Source organism: Plantactinospora sp. A48 (assembly GCF_055793945.1).
In genome coordinates, this window is record NZ_JBTIXF010000025.1 from 76,605 (window position 1) to 92,786 (window position 16,182).

Sequence of the window (16,182 nt, forward strand, 5' to 3'; positions counted from 1 at the left end):
CCCCGGGATCGGTTACGGTCGCGGGCGTGACGTGGGCTGATCTCGACGCGCGACTCGCCGCCGCACCGGGCACGATTTCGGTGTACGCCGGCCGGCTGGACGGACCACCTGCCTTCACCCGGCTGCCCGACGCCACCCACTACGCGGCCAGCACCATGAAGGTCGCCGTGCTGGCCGCGCTCTACCAGGCCGCCGACGCCGGACGGGTCGACCTGGACACCCCGGTGCCGGTACGCAACGACTTCGCCTCGGCGCTGCCCGACGCGCCGCGCTTCGGGTGCCGGCACAGCTACGACAACGACGACGCGGTGTGGGCCCGGCTCGGCGCCGACGCACCACTGCGCTGGCTCGCCGACCGGATGATCATCCGATCGAGCAACCTGGCCACGAACGTCGTACTCGAGCACGTGGGCCAACCTGCCGTGGCCGAGGTCTGGAGCCTGACCGGCGCCCGGCGCAGCGTCACCGGCCGTGGCATCGAGGATTTCGCCGCCCGCGACGCCGGCATCACGAACCTGGTCACCACCGCCGACCTGGCCGCCCTGCTGAGCGCCCTGGCTCGCGGCGCACTCGTCGGCGGCCCCCTGACCGACAGCGCCCCGCCCGACAGCGCCCTGGCCGGCGGCGCCCTGGCCGGCGGCTCGCTGGCCCGGGGCGCGCTGACCCGGGACGCGCTGACCCGGGGCGCGCTGACCCGGGACGCCCCGACCGACGGCGCCCGGACCCGCAACACCGGGACCGACGACGCCGGGTTGGCGAACGACGGGGCCGCAACGCCGCTGGCCGGGCCCGTCGGGTCGCTGGCCGAGCCGGCGACCTGCGCGGCAATGCTGGACGTGCTGTTCCGGCAGGAGCACCGCGAGGATCTGGCCGCCGGATTGCCCGCCGGTACCCGCGTCGCACTCAAGAACGGCTGGGTACAGGGGGTTCGGCACGCCGCCGGAGTCGTCTTCCCCACCGACGCTCCCCCGTACGCGGTGGCGGTCTGCACGACGAGGGAAGTCACCGGCCCCGAGAAGGACGACAGCGAGGCTCGGCGGCTGATCGCCGAGGTCTCCGCCGCGGTCTGGGCCAGCCGCCACAGCCTGACCTGACCACCTGACCACCTGACCACCTGACCAGCCCTCACCTGACCACCTGACCAGCCGTCATGCCCGACTGACCAGCGGTTAAGCAGGGGCCCTTCCTATACAAAAGGCGATAACAAGGTGCCCTTCCTTTCACTCGGGGCTGGCCTAGGGTGCCGTACATGACGATCGCCGCCGTACGAACCCACCGGCTCTCGGCTCCGCTGCACACCCCGTTCGTGACGGCGCTGCGCCGCACCATGACCGTGGAGACGCTGGTGGTGGAGATCGTCGACGCCGACGGGCGGTCCGGGTTCGGTGAGGCGCCGCAGGTGTGGCAGGTGACCGGCGCCTCGGTCGCGGGCGCCGAGGCGTGCGTGACCGACCTGCTCGCGCCGCTGCTGATCGGGCGGGATCCGGACGATCTGGTCGCCCGGTGCGCCGAGGTGCGCCGCGCCGTCGCCGGCAACGAGGCCACGAAGGCGGCGGTCGACACGGCGTTGCACGACCTCGCCGCGCGCCGGTTGGGCGTACCGCTGGTTCGGATGCTCGGCGGTACCACCCGGCGGGTACCCACGGACGTGACCCTGTCCGCCGGGGACGCGCCGGACCTGGCCACCACCGCCAGGCGACGGATCGGCGACGGCTTCACGGTGCTCAAGCTCAAGGTGGGTACGGACGCCGCCGGTGACCTGGAACGGGTACGCGCCGTCCGGGCCGCGGTCGGGCACGACGTGCGGATCCGGCTGGACGCCAATCAGGGGTGGACCCCCCGGCAGGCCGTCCGGGTGATCCGTGGCATCGAGGACGCCGGGCTGGATGTCGAACTGGTCGAGCAGCCGGTCGCCCGCCGGGACGTCGAGGGCCTGGCCTGGGTGAGTGACCGGGTGGACACCCCGATCCTGGCCGACGAGGCGGTGTTCGACGTGCCCGATCTGGTCGAGGTGATCCGTCGGCGAGCGGCCGACATGGTGAACGTGAAGCTGGCCAAGTGCGGCGGCCTCGGCACCGCCCGGACCCTGCTCGACCTGGCCACCGCCCAGGGCATGGGTACCATTGTCGGCTCGATGATGGAGAGCCAGGTCGGGCTGGGTGCAGCCGCCAGCCTGGTCGCCGCGTACGGCACCAGCGCGGTCTCCGACCTCGACGCCGCGTGGTGGCTGGCCGGTTCGCCGGTCGAAGGGGGCATTCGGTACGAGGGGGCCGAGATCGTCCTACCCGACGCCCCCGGGCTGGGCGTCACCGGGCTCGCGTGAAAATCACTTACGACCAAAGGTTGATCTGCGTCGGGAACCTTCGTAAGGTCGCGACCGTAGGCGCAGGGAAGGCGGTACGGATCGTGACCCTTCAGCCGGGCCAGGAGGCCCTCGTCAAAGTCGCCGTCGCCACCCTGTGGACCCGGCCGGAGGCTGTCCGGGCCGTCGACGCCCCGGCGCTGGCCAGCCGTACGGACATCCCGGGCTGGATCGCCGCGATGGACCCCGAGCAGCAGGTCGGCGACTGTGTACTGAGCCAACTGCTGCTCGGCGAGCGGGTGCTCGTCCGGCAGGTCCGGCCGGACGGCTGGGTACACGTGCTGGCGCTCGAACAACCGGCCGCCAAGCTTGACCCGCGCGGCTACCCCGGTTGGCTGCCGGCCGATCAGCTCGTCCCGGCCGACGCGCCGGGCGGCGGGCCCCGGCTGGTTGTCGACACGACCGCGACCGCCCTGTACGCAGCGCCGCACGGGACGCCACTGCTGCCGGGAATCATGCTGGGTACCCGGCTGTCCCCCGCCGGGCCGGTCGACGACGGCTGGCGACCGGTCCACGCGCCGGGCTGGGACGATCCGCTGTGGGCCGTCGACGCCCACCTGGCGCCCGAACCGGACCACCCGCCGACCGCGGTGGAGGCGCTCGACGTCGCGGCCCGGCTGCGGGACGTCCGGTACGTCTGGGGCGGGGTGTCGACGTACGGGATCGACTGTTCCGGGCTGGTCCACCTGGCCTGGCGGCGACTCGGCGTCCGACTGCCCCGGGACGCCGACGACCAGGCGGCGGCCACCACGCCGTTGGAACTCGGCGAGGAACGTCCCGGCGACCTCTACCTCTTCGCCCGACCCGGTCGCAAGGTCCACCACATCGGCATCGTCACCGCACGGGCCGGCGCGGACGGGGTACGCCGGATGTTGCACGCCTGCTACAACCTGCGCCGGGTCGTCGAGGAGCAGCTACCGGCCGACCGGACCGCCACCCTGGTGGGCGTACACCGGGTCTGATCAGTTGTTCGCCGCCGCGAGTTCCCGGCGGTCCCGCGACGCCTTGATCATGCTGGCCAGCGTGGCCAGCGTCAGCGTGCCGATGATGACGCAGAGCGAGAGCCAGATCGGTACGTGCGGGGCCCACTCCACGGGCCGGCCAGCGTTGACGAACGGCAGGTTGTTGTCGGCCAACGCCTCCAGCACCAACTTGACCCCGATGAACCCGAGAACGGCCGCCAGGCCGTAGGTCAGGTAGACCAGCCGGTCCAGCAGGCCACCCAGCAGGAAGTAGAGCTGGCGCAGTCCCATCAGCGCGAACACGTTCGCGGTGAAGACCAGGTACGGCTCCTGGGTGATCCCGAAGATGGCCGGGATCGAGTCCAAGGCGAAGATCAGGTCGGTCGTGCCGATCGCGATCATCACGATCAGCATCGGGGTGAACAGCCGACGGCCCTTCTCCTGCACCGTCAGATGGCCGCCGGCGAAGTCCCGGCTCAGCGGCAGGGCCCGGCGGCTCCACCGGATCACGATGTTCTCCTGGAACTCGTCCTCGTCGGGCTCGCCCTGCCGCAGGAAGTTGATGGCGGTGTAGATGAGGAACGCTCCGAAGATGTAGAACACCCAGGAGAACTGCGAGATCAGGGCGGCGCCGGCGGCGATGAATCCGCCCCGCATCACCAGCGCGAGGACGATGCCGATCAGCAGCACCTTCTGCTGGAACCGCCGGGGCACGGCGAACCGGCCCATGATGATGATGAAGACGAAGAGGTTGTCCACCGACAGGCTGTACTCGGTGAGCCACCCGGTGTAGAACTCGACCGCCGGGGTCGAACCACCGAGCAACCAGAGACCGCCGCCGAACAGCAGCGCGATGAACACGTAGAACGTGACCCAGAGGGTTGACTCGCGGATGCTCGGCTCATGCGGCCGGCGCCCGATGATCAGCAGGTCGACCATCAGGACCGCAGTCAGGACGACAAGGGTTACCGCCCACACCCAGGCAGACACGTTCAAATCATTCCTCCGGCAGGCACGTCCCATCGCGACATCGGCACAAACCACAAACCGCGTGCCGGATCGCGACGTTCTTGGTGGCGACTGTCGGAGGTCTCTTCCACCACCGGCCCGCTGGCAACGAGCCCGGCGACCAACGGTGCCGGGCCCGACCGACGTTCCGGTCCGGGACCGTGCTGACGACACCGTCGCTGGGGAATACTCCCCTCCACCTCCCATTCTTGCCCATGGACGGCCCTCTGCGCATCCGGGGTGAGCTGGTCCATATTTTCCTCGACCCAGGTCACCGGCAGTGATCAGCCCAGTCGATCACCGTCAACAGTGCTTCCTAGGAGGCTGGACCACGCTCCCCTGGCGCGGCGGGACGTCGCCGCCGTGCGAAACTTTCCGGCATGGTGCTGGAAGTGGCTCTCATCGACGTTCAGCCGGGCCGCGAGGACGAGTTCGCGGCCGCGTACGCCAAGGGACACTCGGTACTCGCCGGCTCAGCGGGGTGCCGGTCGGTCCGGATGACCCGCGGTGTCGAGTCTCCGTCCCGGTTCGTGCTGCTGGTGGAGTGGGACACGATCCAGTCGCACGAGGATAACTTCCGGGCCACCGACCGCTTCGGCACCTGGCGGTCGCTGATCGGCCCGTTCTTCGCGGCCCCGCCCGTCGTCGAGCACTTCACCGACGTCCCGGCCTGAACCGGCCGCGTTCCCGATCCGCTTGGCCGGCCGCGTTCCCGGCCTGACCCGGCCGCGTTCCCGGCCGGCTTGGCCGGCGGCGTGGCCGGTCGACTGATGGGCAGCGCCGGATCGCCGGACCCAGCGGCGTCCCGGTCAACCAACGACCGTGCTCACGTCGCCCCGAACAACCACCCACCCCCATGATGATCGCCTCTTGGCCGGCGACCCTACCGACGCCGCCGGGCAACACGAGACCATCTGGTGGCCATGAGTAACGGGGATCGGCGGGCCGATGGGCCATCGGGGCGGCGGGGCGGCGGGGCGGCGGGGCGGCGGGGCGGCGGGGCGGCGGGGCGGCGGGGCGGCGGGGCGATCGTTGCTCGTCAGTGCGGCCGTCCGCAGCTCACCCGCGATCCGGCCATGGACCGGGGCCGCCATGAGCGGTGGCACCGCCTACCGTCGGCGGCACTGTTCGCCGGAGGCGGCGGCGTAGCGGGCCCGGCGGCCCAGCCGGGCGAAACCGAGCCGCCGGTACAGCGCCCCGGCCGGGTTGTCCACGTTCACGGTCAGCAAAGCCTCCGTGCCGCCGGCCGCCCGCATCCGGCGGAGCGACTCGGCCACGAGCGCCGTCGCGATCCCCCTGCTCCGGTGCACCGGCGGGACCCCGACCTGCACGATCCACCCGTCGGCCGCGGTGAGGAAGCCGATATCGTCCCGGTCCGCGCTGGTGGCCGGGTCGTCCCGGTCCGCGCCGGTGGCTGGGTCGTCCGCCCGGGTGGCCAGCAACGACCAGTCCGGGCGGAAGTCCTCGTCATCGGCGGTCCACTCGATCCACCGGTCCGCCGACCAACCGGGGAACCCCGGCCGGTCGGCGAACGCCGCGGCGTACACCGCGAAGAACCGCTCGGCGGTCGCCGCCGACCAGGGTCGCAGCCGCACCTCCGGCGGCAACGGACCCGCCGGTACGGCCGTGCCGGCCAGGTCGAACCGGAGTACGTCCTCGGCGAAGACCTCGGCGAGGCCCCGCGTCGCGAACAGCCTGGCCGCTGGTGCGCTGTGGAACTCGGTCTCCACCAACACCTCACCGGGCAGGGCGTCCGCGACGGTCAGCCCGTGGTCCAGCAGCGCCGAACCGATCCCCCGGTCCCGATGAGCCGGGTCGACCAGACCGAACACCATCGACCTGGGCACCCCGGCCAGTTCCTGCGGCCGGGTCGCCACCGCCGCCATCAGGCGACCGCCCGGGCCCGTCAACCCGTACGCGCGGACCCGCGGGCCGGCGAACCGGGCCCGGAGGAACGCCTCGGTGGCCGCCGTTGGCAGCCCACCATCCGCCTCGAGACATCGGACCGCCAGCGCGACCACCCGGGGGACATCGACGTCAGCCAGCTCCGCGAACTCCATCCGCACGGCACGGAAGCGTAGCGGCGGGAGGCCGACCGGCCCAGCGGTTATCGGCGGTGGTGTGGCCGGCTCACCTGACGCCCGCCACATCCATGCCGCGAAGCTCCTTCTTGAGCTCGGAAACCTCGTCCCGGATCCGGGCGGCCAGCTCGAACTGCAGCTCCCGGGCGGCGGCCAGCATCTGGTCGTTCAGCTCCTGGATGAGCTGCGCCAGGTCGGCTCGCGCCATCCCCTCCCGGGACGGCGTCGCAGCCGCGCCGGACCGGCTCCGGGTTTCCTTGACCGGCGCCTTGCCCCGGGAAAGCTGCCGCGCCGCGCCGCCCACGGTGGTCCGTTCGGTGTCCTCGGCCTCCCGGTAGATGTCGTCCAGGATGTCGTGGATCTTCTTCCGCAGCGGCTGCGGGCTGATCCCGTTGGCCTCGTTGTGCGCCAACTGCTTCGCCCGGCGCCGGTTGGTCTCGTCGATCGCGGCGGCCATCGACGGCGTCACCTTGTCGGCGTACATGTGGACCTGACCGGAGACGTTCCGGGCGGCCCGACCGATGGTCTGGATCAACGACCGACCGCTGCGCAGGAACCCCTCCTTGTCCGCGTCGAGGATCGCCACCAGCGACACCTCGGGCAGGTCGAGACCCTCCCGCAGCAGGTTGATGCCGACCAGCACGTCGTAGTCGCCCTTGCGCAGCTCGCGCAGCAGCTCGACCCGGCGCAGGGTGTCGACCTCGGAGTGCAGGTACCGCACCCGGATGCCGTGCTCGAGCAGGTAGTCCGACAGGTCCTCGGCCATCTTCTTGGTCAGGGTGGTGACCAGGACCCGTTCGTCGCGCTCGGTACGAAGCCTGATCTCGTGCATCAGGTCGTCGATCTGGCCCTTCGTGGGCTTGACCACCACTTCGGGGTCGATCAGCCCGGTCGGCCGGATGACCTGCTCGACGAACTCGCCGCCGGCCTGCTCCAGTTCCCACGGCCCGGGGGTCGCGGACAGGAACACCAGCTGTCCGACCCGGTCTAGGAACTCGTCGAACCGCAGCGGACGGTTGTCGGCGGCGCTGGGCAGTCGGAAGCCGTGCTCGATCAGCATCCGCTTGCGGGACGCGTCGCCCTCGTACATGCCGCCGATCTGCGAAACCGTCTGGTGCGACTCGTCGATGACCGTGAGGAAGTCGTCCGGGAAGTAGTCGAGCAGGCAGTGCGGCGGGCTGCCGGGCAGCCGGCCGTCGATGTGCATGGAGTAGTTCTCGATGCCCGAGCAGAACCCCACCTGACGCATCATCTCCAGGTCGTAGGTGGTCCGCATCCGCAGTCGCTGCGCCTCCAGCAGTTTGCCCTGGCGATCCAGCTCGGCCAGCCGCTCGGCCAGCTCGGCCTCGATGCCCTGGATCGCCCGCTCCATCCGTTCGGGGCCGGCCGCGTAGTGGGTCGCCGGGAAGATCATCAGGCCGTCCGCCTCCCGGACCACCTCGCCGGTCAACGGGTGCAGGTAGTAGAGCTTCTCCACCTCGTCGCCGAAGAACTCGATCCGCACCGCCAGTTCCTCGTAGGCCGGGATGATCTCGAGGGTGTCGCCCCGGACCCGGAACGTCCCCCGGTTGAAGGCCATGTCATTGCGGGTGTACTGGATGTCGACCAGCCGGCGCAGCAGCTTGTCCCGCTCGATCTCCTGGCCGACCGCCACCCGCACCGCCCGGTCGAGATACTCCTCCGGGGTGCCCAGGCCGTAGATCGCCGAGACGGTGGCCACCACCACCACGTCGCGCCTGGTCAGCAGCGACATCGTGGCCTTGTGCCGGAGACGTTCCACCTCCTCGTTGATCGAGGAGTCCTTCTCGATGTACGTGTCGGTCTGCGGGATATAAGCCTCGGGTTGGTAATAGTCATAGTACGAGACGAAATATTCGACCGCGTTGTTCGGCAGCAGCTCGGCGAACTCCTTCGCCAGCTGCGCGCAGAGCGTCTTGTTCGGGGCCAGCACCAGGGTGGGACGCTGGAGTCGCTCGACGAGCCAGGCGGTGGTCGCGCTCTTGCCGGTGCCGGTGGCGCCCAGCAACACCGTGTGCCGGTCGCCGCGCCGCACCCGACGCTCAAGCTCGTCGATGGCCGCCGGCTGGTCGCCGGAGGGCTGAAACTCGCTGATGACCTGGAACCGGCCGTCCAGCCGCGGAATGTCGAGCGCCATGTCAACAACGGTACGCCCGGCCACCGACACTTTCGGCGGCCGACGATCGGTACTCGATCGACATCGATAATGCCATTGTGTGCTTCAGATCACCGCGCTACGGTTTCCGGGTAGGCCGCTCGCGGCGGTCGACGGGTCGTCGAACGGATCCGAACAGTGTCCGTCACACCCGAGCGCAGGGTTGCAGCCCCGTCTTCGTACGGCGTGCGCCCCCGCGCGGTCGCGCCGAGACGCGCTGACCGGCCGTCGCGAGCGCCCTCATCTTCCCGGCCCAGCGCCGGAACCTCGCACCAGGCCGGACCACCCAGCCCCGCGCGACCCCGGTCACGCCGACCCCCGTCCGGCCCGACCCGGTCCCGCCCGACGCCGCCACATCCGGATCCGGTCCACCCGCGAATCTGAGCACTCCCCGAGCCTGTTCGATGGAGAACCGCGCCGGACACGTCACCTCACCCCCGCTCCCGACGTTGCACGGGCGTGAGGACCAGCGCCCCCGCCGTGCCCCAGCGCCGGACGGTCACCCTGGCGCTGCTGACCTGCCTTGCCGTCGCCTCCGGAGCCGGGCTCGCGGTCGGTCTGACCGTGCCTTCGTCGCGGGATGAACCGCACGGCGCGCGGCCGCTGACCGTGGCCGAGAGCCGCCGGCTGGCCGCCATGTGGGTCACCAACCAGCGGGACGGCATCGTGCGGATCCGGGCCACCCTGGCCCGGCCGGCGGGTCCCGCCGCGCTGGACGGGTGGCTCGACTGGCAACGGCAACTGGCCTATCTGGCGGTCGGCGGCACCGGTGCCGGGCCCGATCGGGGCCTGCTGCAGGCCGTACCGGGAGTGCTGGCCGCACGGCCGGTCCCGCTCGGCCAGCCGGCGCTACCGGCCGGCCCACCGCCGGCCCGGACTCCCAGCGACGGCTGGCGGGCCCGCCCGCTGGCGCCGGGCGACCGTGATCTGGACGCCTTCCTCTGGCTGCTGTTCGGCCTGGCCACCGACCAGCCCAGCCCCGCCGACGTGCTGGTCGGAGCCCCCGCCAGGTGGCTGGGCACGGATCGAGCCGCCGGGCTGCCGGTGGACGTCCTGCAGGGCCCGGCCGCCCCGCCACGCTCCGGCCCGTCCGGCGCCACCCCGGCGTCGTTCGATCCGGGGTCGTCCGGTCCGGGGTCGTCCGGTCCGGGGTCGTCCGGTCCGGGGTCGTCCGGTCCCGGGTCGTCCAGCCCGCCGCCGTCCGAGTCGCCGGTGGAACCGGATGGATCTGGACCGGTCCGGTACTGGCTCGACCACGATGCCCGGTTGCACCGCTTCGAGACCACCCTGGTCGGCGGCGTCGCGGCACGGGCCGAGGTCGATCGCCCGGCGGCGGCGCGGCAGGTCAGCATCAACGCCGTCGCCGCCCTGGGTGGTGCCCCGGTGCGGCCCAGGGCGGTCACCGACGCCGAGGCGGACCGGCTGGCCCGGATGATCGTCACCGGTCGCCGCAGGGGTGGCGCTCGACTCAGCCTCACCCTGCCCACCGCGCCAACCGCCACCCTGCGGGGCAGCGGTTGGTTGGACTGGCGGCGCGCCGTGGCGTACCTCCTGCTCACCGATCTGGACGGCCGGGCCGCTCCGACGCTGGTCCGGGCCGACCGGACCGGGATCGCCCGGCGCAGCGGTCCGCTTCCGGTCGCCACCGAGGCGGGCCCCCGACTCAGCCGGGAAACCACCGTGCCACCCGGCCGGAGCGGCAGCGCGGGGCCGGTACCTGCCCCCAGCCCCAGCCCGAGCCCGAGTCCCGGTACGACCCCGGTCCCGGACCCGAGCGCCGCGCCGAGCCCCACCGCGAGCCACGGCCCGAGGACCGGGCGGACCGGATCCGGCACCCGGGCTCGTCCGTCCCGGCCCCGGCGTAGCTCCGTACCAGCCCGACTCGGCGACGCCGCGACCCGGCACGGCCTCGCGGCAGCCCGGGACAGCGAGGCCGCCCGGCTCGGCGGCGCCGCGACCCGGGTGGTCCGCGCGGCGGCCCGGCACGCCGGCTGGGCGGTCCGGAACGGTCCGGAGAGCGGCACCGCCGGACCGGACACCGGCGCCGCGAGCCCGGCAGCGGGTGCCAGCGGCCGATCCGCCGGGTCGTCAGATCCGACCCCCGACGCGATCGGATCCACCGGTACGGACGCCTCGGCCGGCCCGGCTGCCTGGACGGCGCCTCCGCTACGCCCCCCGGAGGACGGGTGGACCTTCGCCGCCTGGCGGCAGCGGACCGACGACCTCGGCGGGCTCGACCTGGACGTGATGCTCGGCACGGCGCTGGCGACCGGCCGACGCCTCGACGAGGACCCGGGCGCGGTACGCGCCACCGCCGTGTGGCTACGGTCCGACAGCGTGGCCGGGTCCCCCGTGTCGGTGTTCGAGATCCCCGGACCGGCCGAGACCGGCGAACCACCCGGTCAGGCCCGGCTGCGGTACTGGATGGACCGCGGCGGTCTGCTCCGCCGGCTGGAGCTGCGCACCAGCTCCGGCGCCTACGCCCAGCTCGACCTCATCCCGGAAGCCGTCCCGCGCCTGCCCCGGACGCCCGGCCGCTGACGGCACACCAGGGCCGCTGACCGGTACCGTCGGGCCGCACCGGTACTCCCCGCCGCGCGCTCAGGGACGCCAGCCGGTGGCCACGGCCCATCGCTCGGCCTCGGCGTGTTCCTCGTCGAGCCACGCCTCCTCACCGGTGGCGTGTCCCCGGCCGTCCACCCCGGCGGACCGGTGGCGATCGGCGGTGCCGGTCGACAGGCCGCGTCTCAGGTCCGCGTAGCCGTCCCGGCGGGCCGCGTCGGCGCGTAGGTGGTCCCGCACCAGCAGCGCGAACCGCCAGCCCGGGGACCCGGCCACCCGGACGTGCAGGCGTGCCGGGCGGCCCGGGTCGGCGCTGCCGTGCAGCCGCTTCGGCCAGCGATCCGAGCCGCCGTCACGGGCGCTGTCCCACCGGTCACCGGGTTGCCCCGGGAACCCCGCCTCGGCGAGCGGTCCGGCGAGTCGGTCCGCCTCGGCCAGGTCGGCCACGGTCAACTGGAGGTCCAGCACGTCCTCGGCGGGCAGTCCCGGAACAGCCGTCGGCCCCACATGGTCCAGCCGCCGTTCCGGACCGGTCACGTGCCGGATCCGCTCCGCGAGCCGGGCGTACTGCCAGGGCCAGGACGGGTCGGGATCCACCGGCAACGCCGGCGGCGGCACGACCCGGTGCTCGCGTACGTTGCGCTCGTACGGCAGTAGCCGGTCCCGCCACAGCGCGTCCACCGCGCGGCGCAGACCCGCGAGGTCACCGTCGTTGGCCAGCAGGACATCGGCGGCGGCGGCCCGGCGGGCGTCGTCGGCCTGGGCCGCGATCCGGGCGTCCGCGTCGGCCGCGGTCATCCCCCGGTCCCGCACCAGCCGCGCCACCCGGGTGGCGCGCTCGGCGGTCACCACGACCACGAGGTGGTACGTCGGGGCGAGCCCCACCTCCACCAGCAGCGGTACGTCGTTGACGACCACCGCGTCGGGCGGGGCCGCGGCGACCAGTTCGGCGCTGCGCTGGCGTACCCGGGGGTGGATGATCGCGTTGAGCCGTGCCCGCGCCTCCGGATCGCCGAACACGACGGCGGCCAGCGCGGGCCGGTCGAGGGCACCGGCGGGCCCGAGCACCCGGTCACCGAACGTCCGGACGATCTCCCGGAGCCCGCCGGTGCCCGGCGCCACCACCTCCCGGGCGAGCAGGTCCGAGTCGACCACCAGCGCGCCGTGGGTCGCCAGCCGCTCGGCCACGGCGCTCTTGCCGGATGCGATCCCGCCGGTCAACCCAACCTTCAGCACCGGTCCAGTCAACCCCGATGCCCTGCGGCCCCGCAAGATCACTGGTTAACCGGGGGCCCCTGCTATCCGAAAAGCGATAACAGGGTGCCCTTCCTTACAAGGCGAAGGCCCCGCCGGCACGAACCTTGGTCCGTGCCGGCGGGGCCTTTTCGCGTTGCCCGCTGGGGTTACTTACCGCCGGCGAGCTTCTCCCGCAACGCGGCCAGCGCCTCGTCGGTGGCCAGGGTGCCGGACGGCTCCTCGGCCTGACGCGACGGTGCCGGCGTGCTGCTGGAGGTGGCACCGCCACCGGCGGTGGGGGCCGGCGTCGGGTTCGCCGCCGCCTCGGCCTCCGCGGCCCGGGAGGACTGCACCTGCTTGGTGTGCGCCTCCCACCGCTGCCGGGCCTCGGCGTACTGCTGCTCCCAGGCCTCGCGCTGCTTGTCGTACCCCTCGAGCCACTCGCCCGTCTCCGGGTCGAAGCCCTCCGGGTAGATGTAGTTGCCCTCGTTGTCGTACGTGGCGGTCATGCCGTAGAGGGTGGGGTCGAAGTTCTCCTCGCCCTCCACGAAGCCCTCGTTCGCCTGCTTGAGCGACAGCGAGATCCGCCGGCGCTCCAGGTCGATGTCGATGACCTTGACCATGACGTCCGAACCAACCTGGACGACCTGCTCCGGGATCTCCACGTGGCGCTCGGCCAGCTCGGAGATGTGCACCAGACCCTCGATGCCGTCGTCGACCCGGACGAACGCGCCGAACGGCACCAGCTTGGTGACCTTACCGGGCACGATCTGCTGGATCGCGTGGGTCCGGGCGAACTGCCGCCACGGGTCCTCCTGGGTCGCCTTCAGCGACAGCGAGACGCGCTCGCGGTCCAGGTCGACGTCCAGGACCTCGACCTCGACCTCCTGGCCGACCTCGACGACCTCGGACGGGTGGTCGATGTGCTTCCAGGACAGCTCGGAGACGTGTACCAGACCGTCCACGCCGCCGAGGTCGACGAACGCGCCGAAGTTGACGATCGAGGACACGACGCCCTTGCGGACCTGGCCCTTCTGCAGCTTGTTGAGGAACTCGGTGCGCACCTCGGACTGCGTCTGCTCCAGCCAGGCCCGGCGGGACAGAACCACGTTGTTGCGGTTCTTGTCCAGCTCGATGATCTTGGCTTCGAGTTCGCGGCCGACGTACGGCTGCAGATCGCGCACCCGACGCATCTCGACCAGGGAGGCGGGCAGGAAGCCGCGCAACCCGATGTCGAGGATGAGGCCACCCTTGACCACCTCGATGACGGAGCCGCGAACGACACCGTCCTCGTCCTTGATCCGCTCGATGGTTCCCCAGGCGCGCTCGTACTGGGCGCGCTTCTTGGAGAGGATCAGGCGACCCTCCTTGTCCTCCTTCTGGAGGACGAGGGCCTCGATGTGGTCACCGACGGACACCACCTCGGCGGGATCGACGTCGTGCTTGATCGACAACTCGCGCGAGGGGATGACACCCTCGGTCTTGTAGCCGATGTCGAGCAGGACCTCGTCCCGATCGACCTTGACGACGGTGCCTTCGACAATATCGCCGTCGTTGAAGTACTTGATGGTCTCGTCGATGGCCGCGAGGAAGGCTTCTTCCGTGCCGAGGTCGTCGACGGTGACCCGGTTGGCGCTCGAGGTGGCCTCGATGCTGCTCGTCATGTGGGCGGTTGCTCCGGTCGGATGGATGTCACTGCGGGCGGATGTGTCGCTGTGACCCGTTCGCGCCAACGGACCCGTCGCCGGGCACGCCGAACGATGACCGGTCAGTGATCATTGGGCGTGTCCGTCGACCGCGGACCTGCTCCCTGCCGAGGCACACGATCCGCAAGCGCACCGCTCAGCTTACCGTGCGCATTACCACAGCGTGCAAGGGCCGGGGGTACGTGATCCAGCCCGCTTTTGCACGGGCCGCGAAGATACCAGGACATACGGCCCGGTCGCGACATCTTCGACGCTCGGCGGGCCGGACCGGCCGGGCGGGCTTCCCGGCCCTACACTGCCGCGATGACCGACAATGGCCCGGATGGGGACGAACCCGGCGTAGCCCGCCGGGTGGTGACCGACGCGGACGCCCGACACGCCAACCGCGGTTGGTGGGACGCCGACGCCGACGCCTACCAGTCCGAGCACGGCGCCTTCCTGGGCGAGGTGGATTTCGTCTGGTGCCCCGAGGGGCTGCGGGAGGCCGAGGCGGGTCTGCTCGGGCCGCTGGCCGGCGCCCGGGTGCTGGAACTCGGCTGCGGCGCCGCGGCCAGCGCCCGCTGGTTGCGGACCCAGGGCGCCGAGGTGGTCGCCACCGACCTGTCCGCGGGCATGCTGCGGCACGCGGCGCTCGCGGCCGAGCGGTCCGGGGTACGCGTCCCGCTGGTCCAGGCCGACGCGCTGGCCCTGCCGTTCGCCACCGGGACCTTCGACACGGTCTGTACGGCCTTCGGCGCGATCCCGTTCGTCGCCGACTCGGCCGCGGTGATGCGCGAGGTGTTCCGGGTGCTGCGCCCGGGTGGGCGGTGGGTCTTCTCGGTCACCCACCCGATGCGCTGGATCTTCCTCGACGACCCCGGCGAGGGCGGCCTGCGCGCCGTCCACTCGTACTTCGACCGCCGCCCCTACGTCGAGCAGGACGGCACCGGAACCCCCCGGTACGTGGAGCAGCACCGCACCCTGGGCGACCGGATCCGGGAGCTGGTCGGGGCTGGTTTCGCCCTGCGCGACCTGATGGAACCGGAATGGCCGGCCGGGCACGAGCAGGTCTGGGGCCAGTGGAGCCCGCTGCGCGGCCGGCTGTTCCCCGGCACCGCCATCTTCGTGGCCGACAAGCCGGCCGGCTGACGCGGACAGGGGTGAGCAGGACCCGCTGCACGTCTACGCCTACCGGCTCAGCGACCAGCTCAACGCCGTCGGCGAGCCGCAGTACGCGCTGGTGGCCGAGAGCAGCGAGGTCATCGAGCTGACCGAGCCGTTCGAGTTGAAACTGCCGGTCGCCGAGCTTCGTCCGTAGCGTCCCGGGTTCGTCGTTTTCACCCGCCGCGTCCCGGTTCGCCGCTGTTATGCCGCAGGGCGGACGGGTAACCGGGCGCCATGGCGAAGGAGCAGAGCTTCCGCAGGGGTGACCACGTCTCCTGGGCCAGCCATGGCGGCCGGGGACACGGGGTGGTGCAGGACCTGATCACGGAGCGGACCCGGGTCCGGGGCCGGAATGTGAACGCCTCGCCGGACGACCCGCAGTACCGGATCCGCAACGACGACTCCGGCCGGGATGTCGCGCACCGTCCGGAGGCGCTGCGCCGTGAGTCGTGACAGCAGCCCGGACGAGGGCCGGGACACCTACCGGGAGTTCACCGAGGCGGTGAACATGAAGCCCGGTGAGCTGGGCAAGTGGCTGGAGACCGACGAGTCCAAGGCCGTCGGCTGGCACAAGGGCGGCGGCGAGTCGGTGGGCCACGACTCCGGTCGCAAGATCATCAACCTGCTGCGCCGCAAGCGGGCCGAGCTGACCGACGCCGACTACCGGCACATGCGCAAGGTCGTCGGATACGTCCGGCGACACATGGCGCAACGCCCCAGCGGCGACGTCCGAGAAACCAGATGGCGCTACTCCCTGATGAACTGGGGCCACGACCCCCTCAAGTAACCCCCTCCCCACCCCACCCCCCACCCCCCACCCCTCCCGGTTGGCCCTTCGGGTCGCGGGCCCTTTTTACGTCCAAAAAGACCTTCACATCATTATCCCCCCCAGGGGGGGGGTGGGGGTGGGGGGGGGGGTGGGGCGGGGGGGGGGGGTGCTAGCGTTTGG

General features: G+C 72.0%; 14 protein-coding genes. 8 read left to right on the plus strand and 6 right to left on the minus strand.

Features of this window, described 5'->3' with window-relative positions; all coding sequences use genetic code 11:
- Positions 1 to 26 precede the first annotated feature (26 nt).
- The 3 genes from ACXN5W_RS15480 (at position 27) to ACXN5W_RS15490 (ending at position 3,324) form a co-directional block, all read left to right on the plus strand.
- Positions 27 to 1,094 carry a serine hydrolase gene (locus ACXN5W_RS15480; protein WP_473158980.1) on the plus strand — a complete coding sequence of 356 codons (1,068 nt, stop codon included), beginning with the start codon at positions 27 to 29 and terminating at the stop codon, positions 1,092 to 1,094.
- A 155-nt stretch (positions 1,095 to 1,249) separates the two neighbouring features.
- Positions 1,250 to 2,323: a mandelate racemase/muconate lactonizing enzyme family protein gene (locus ACXN5W_RS15485; RefSeq protein WP_473158981.1), complete on the plus strand. Its 1,074-nt coding sequence runs from the start codon at positions 1,250 to 1,252 to the stop codon at positions 2,321 to 2,323.
- Positions 2,324 to 2,406: 83 nt separating this feature from the next.
- Positions 2,407 to 3,324, plus strand: a complete 918-nt coding sequence (locus ACXN5W_RS15490; RefSeq protein WP_473158982.1) for a C40 family peptidase — start codon at positions 2,407 to 2,409, stop codon at positions 3,322 to 3,324.
- Here ACXN5W_RS15490 and ACXN5W_RS15495 read toward each other — a convergent pair whose 3' ends face one another.
- A complete protein-coding gene (locus ACXN5W_RS15495) occupies positions 3,325 to 4,320 on the minus strand; it encodes a TerC family protein (RefSeq protein WP_473158983.1) in 996 nt (331 codons plus the stop codon).
- 392 nt (positions 4,321 to 4,712) lie between these two features.
- Between ACXN5W_RS15495 and ACXN5W_RS15500 the strand changes: the two genes are divergently transcribed.
- Positions 4,713 to 5,006 carry an antibiotic biosynthesis monooxygenase family protein gene (locus tag ACXN5W_RS15500; RefSeq protein ID WP_473158984.1) on the plus strand — a complete coding sequence of 98 codons (294 nt, stop codon included), beginning with the start codon at positions 4,713 to 4,715 and terminating at the stop codon, positions 5,004 to 5,006.
- 435 nt (positions 5,007 to 5,441) lie between these two features.
- Here the strand turns inward: ACXN5W_RS15500 and ACXN5W_RS15505 are convergent, their stop codons facing one another.
- Complete coding sequence (locus ACXN5W_RS15505) at positions 5,442 to 6,392, minus strand: GNAT family N-acetyltransferase (protein WP_473158994.1); 951 nt, start codon at positions 6,390 to 6,392, stop codon at positions 5,442 to 5,444.
- A 70-nt stretch (positions 6,393 to 6,462) separates the two neighbouring features.
- Positions 6,463 to 8,568: an excinuclease ABC subunit UvrB gene (gene uvrB, locus ACXN5W_RS15510; RefSeq protein WP_473158985.1), complete on the minus strand. Its 2,106-nt coding sequence runs from the start codon at positions 8,566 to 8,568 to the stop codon at positions 6,463 to 6,465.
- A 477-nt stretch (positions 8,569 to 9,045) separates the two neighbouring features.
- Here uvrB and ACXN5W_RS15515 point away from each other — a divergent pair, with 477 nt between their 5' ends.
- On the plus strand, positions 9,046 to 11,127 hold the full coding sequence (locus ACXN5W_RS15515) for a hypothetical protein (protein ID WP_473158986.1): 2,082 nt from the start codon (positions 9,046 to 9,048) through the stop codon (positions 11,125 to 11,127).
- Positions 11,128 to 11,187: 60 nt separating this feature from the next.
- Here ACXN5W_RS15515 and coaE read toward each other — a convergent pair whose 3' ends face one another.
- Positions 11,188 to 12,384, minus strand: a complete 1,197-nt coding sequence (gene coaE / locus ACXN5W_RS15520; protein ID WP_473158987.1) for a dephospho-CoA kinase — start codon at positions 12,382 to 12,384, stop codon at positions 11,188 to 11,190.
- A gap of 167 nt (positions 12,385 to 12,551) precedes the next feature.
- Positions 12,552 to 14,048, minus strand: a complete 1,497-nt coding sequence (gene rpsA, locus ACXN5W_RS15525; RefSeq protein WP_473158988.1) for a 30S ribosomal protein S1 — start codon at positions 14,046 to 14,048, stop codon at positions 12,552 to 12,554.
- A 345-nt stretch (positions 14,049 to 14,393) separates the two neighbouring features.
- Here rpsA and ACXN5W_RS15530 point away from each other — a divergent pair, with 345 nt between their 5' ends.
- On the plus strand, positions 14,394 to 15,218 hold the full coding sequence (locus ACXN5W_RS15530; protein WP_473158989.1) for a class I SAM-dependent methyltransferase: 825 nt from the start codon (positions 14,394 to 14,396) through the stop codon (positions 15,216 to 15,218).
- 39 nt (positions 15,219 to 15,257) lie between these two features.
- Here ACXN5W_RS15530 and ACXN5W_RS15535 read toward each other — a convergent pair whose 3' ends face one another.
- Positions 15,258 to 15,410: a hypothetical protein gene (locus tag ACXN5W_RS15535; RefSeq protein ID WP_473158990.1), complete on the minus strand. Its 153-nt coding sequence runs from the start codon at positions 15,408 to 15,410 to the stop codon at positions 15,258 to 15,260.
- A 57-nt stretch (positions 15,411 to 15,467) separates the two neighbouring features.
- On the opposite strand from ACXN5W_RS15535, the gene ACXN5W_RS15540 reads away from it, so the two are divergent.
- Together ACXN5W_RS15540 and ACXN5W_RS15545 are read left to right on the plus strand one after the other, a co-directional pair.
- Positions 15,468 to 15,686, plus strand: coding sequence for a hypervirulence associated TUDOR domain-containing protein (locus tag ACXN5W_RS15540; protein WP_473158991.1), 219 nt, complete (start codon positions 15,468 to 15,470; stop codon positions 15,684 to 15,686).
- Between the two features lie 55 nt (positions 15,687 to 15,741).
- On the plus strand, positions 15,742 to 16,020 hold the full coding sequence (locus ACXN5W_RS15545) for a DUF3140 domain-containing protein (protein ID WP_473158995.1): 279 nt from the start codon (positions 15,742 to 15,744) through the stop codon (positions 16,018 to 16,020).
- Positions 16,021 to 16,182: the final 162 nt, after the last annotated feature.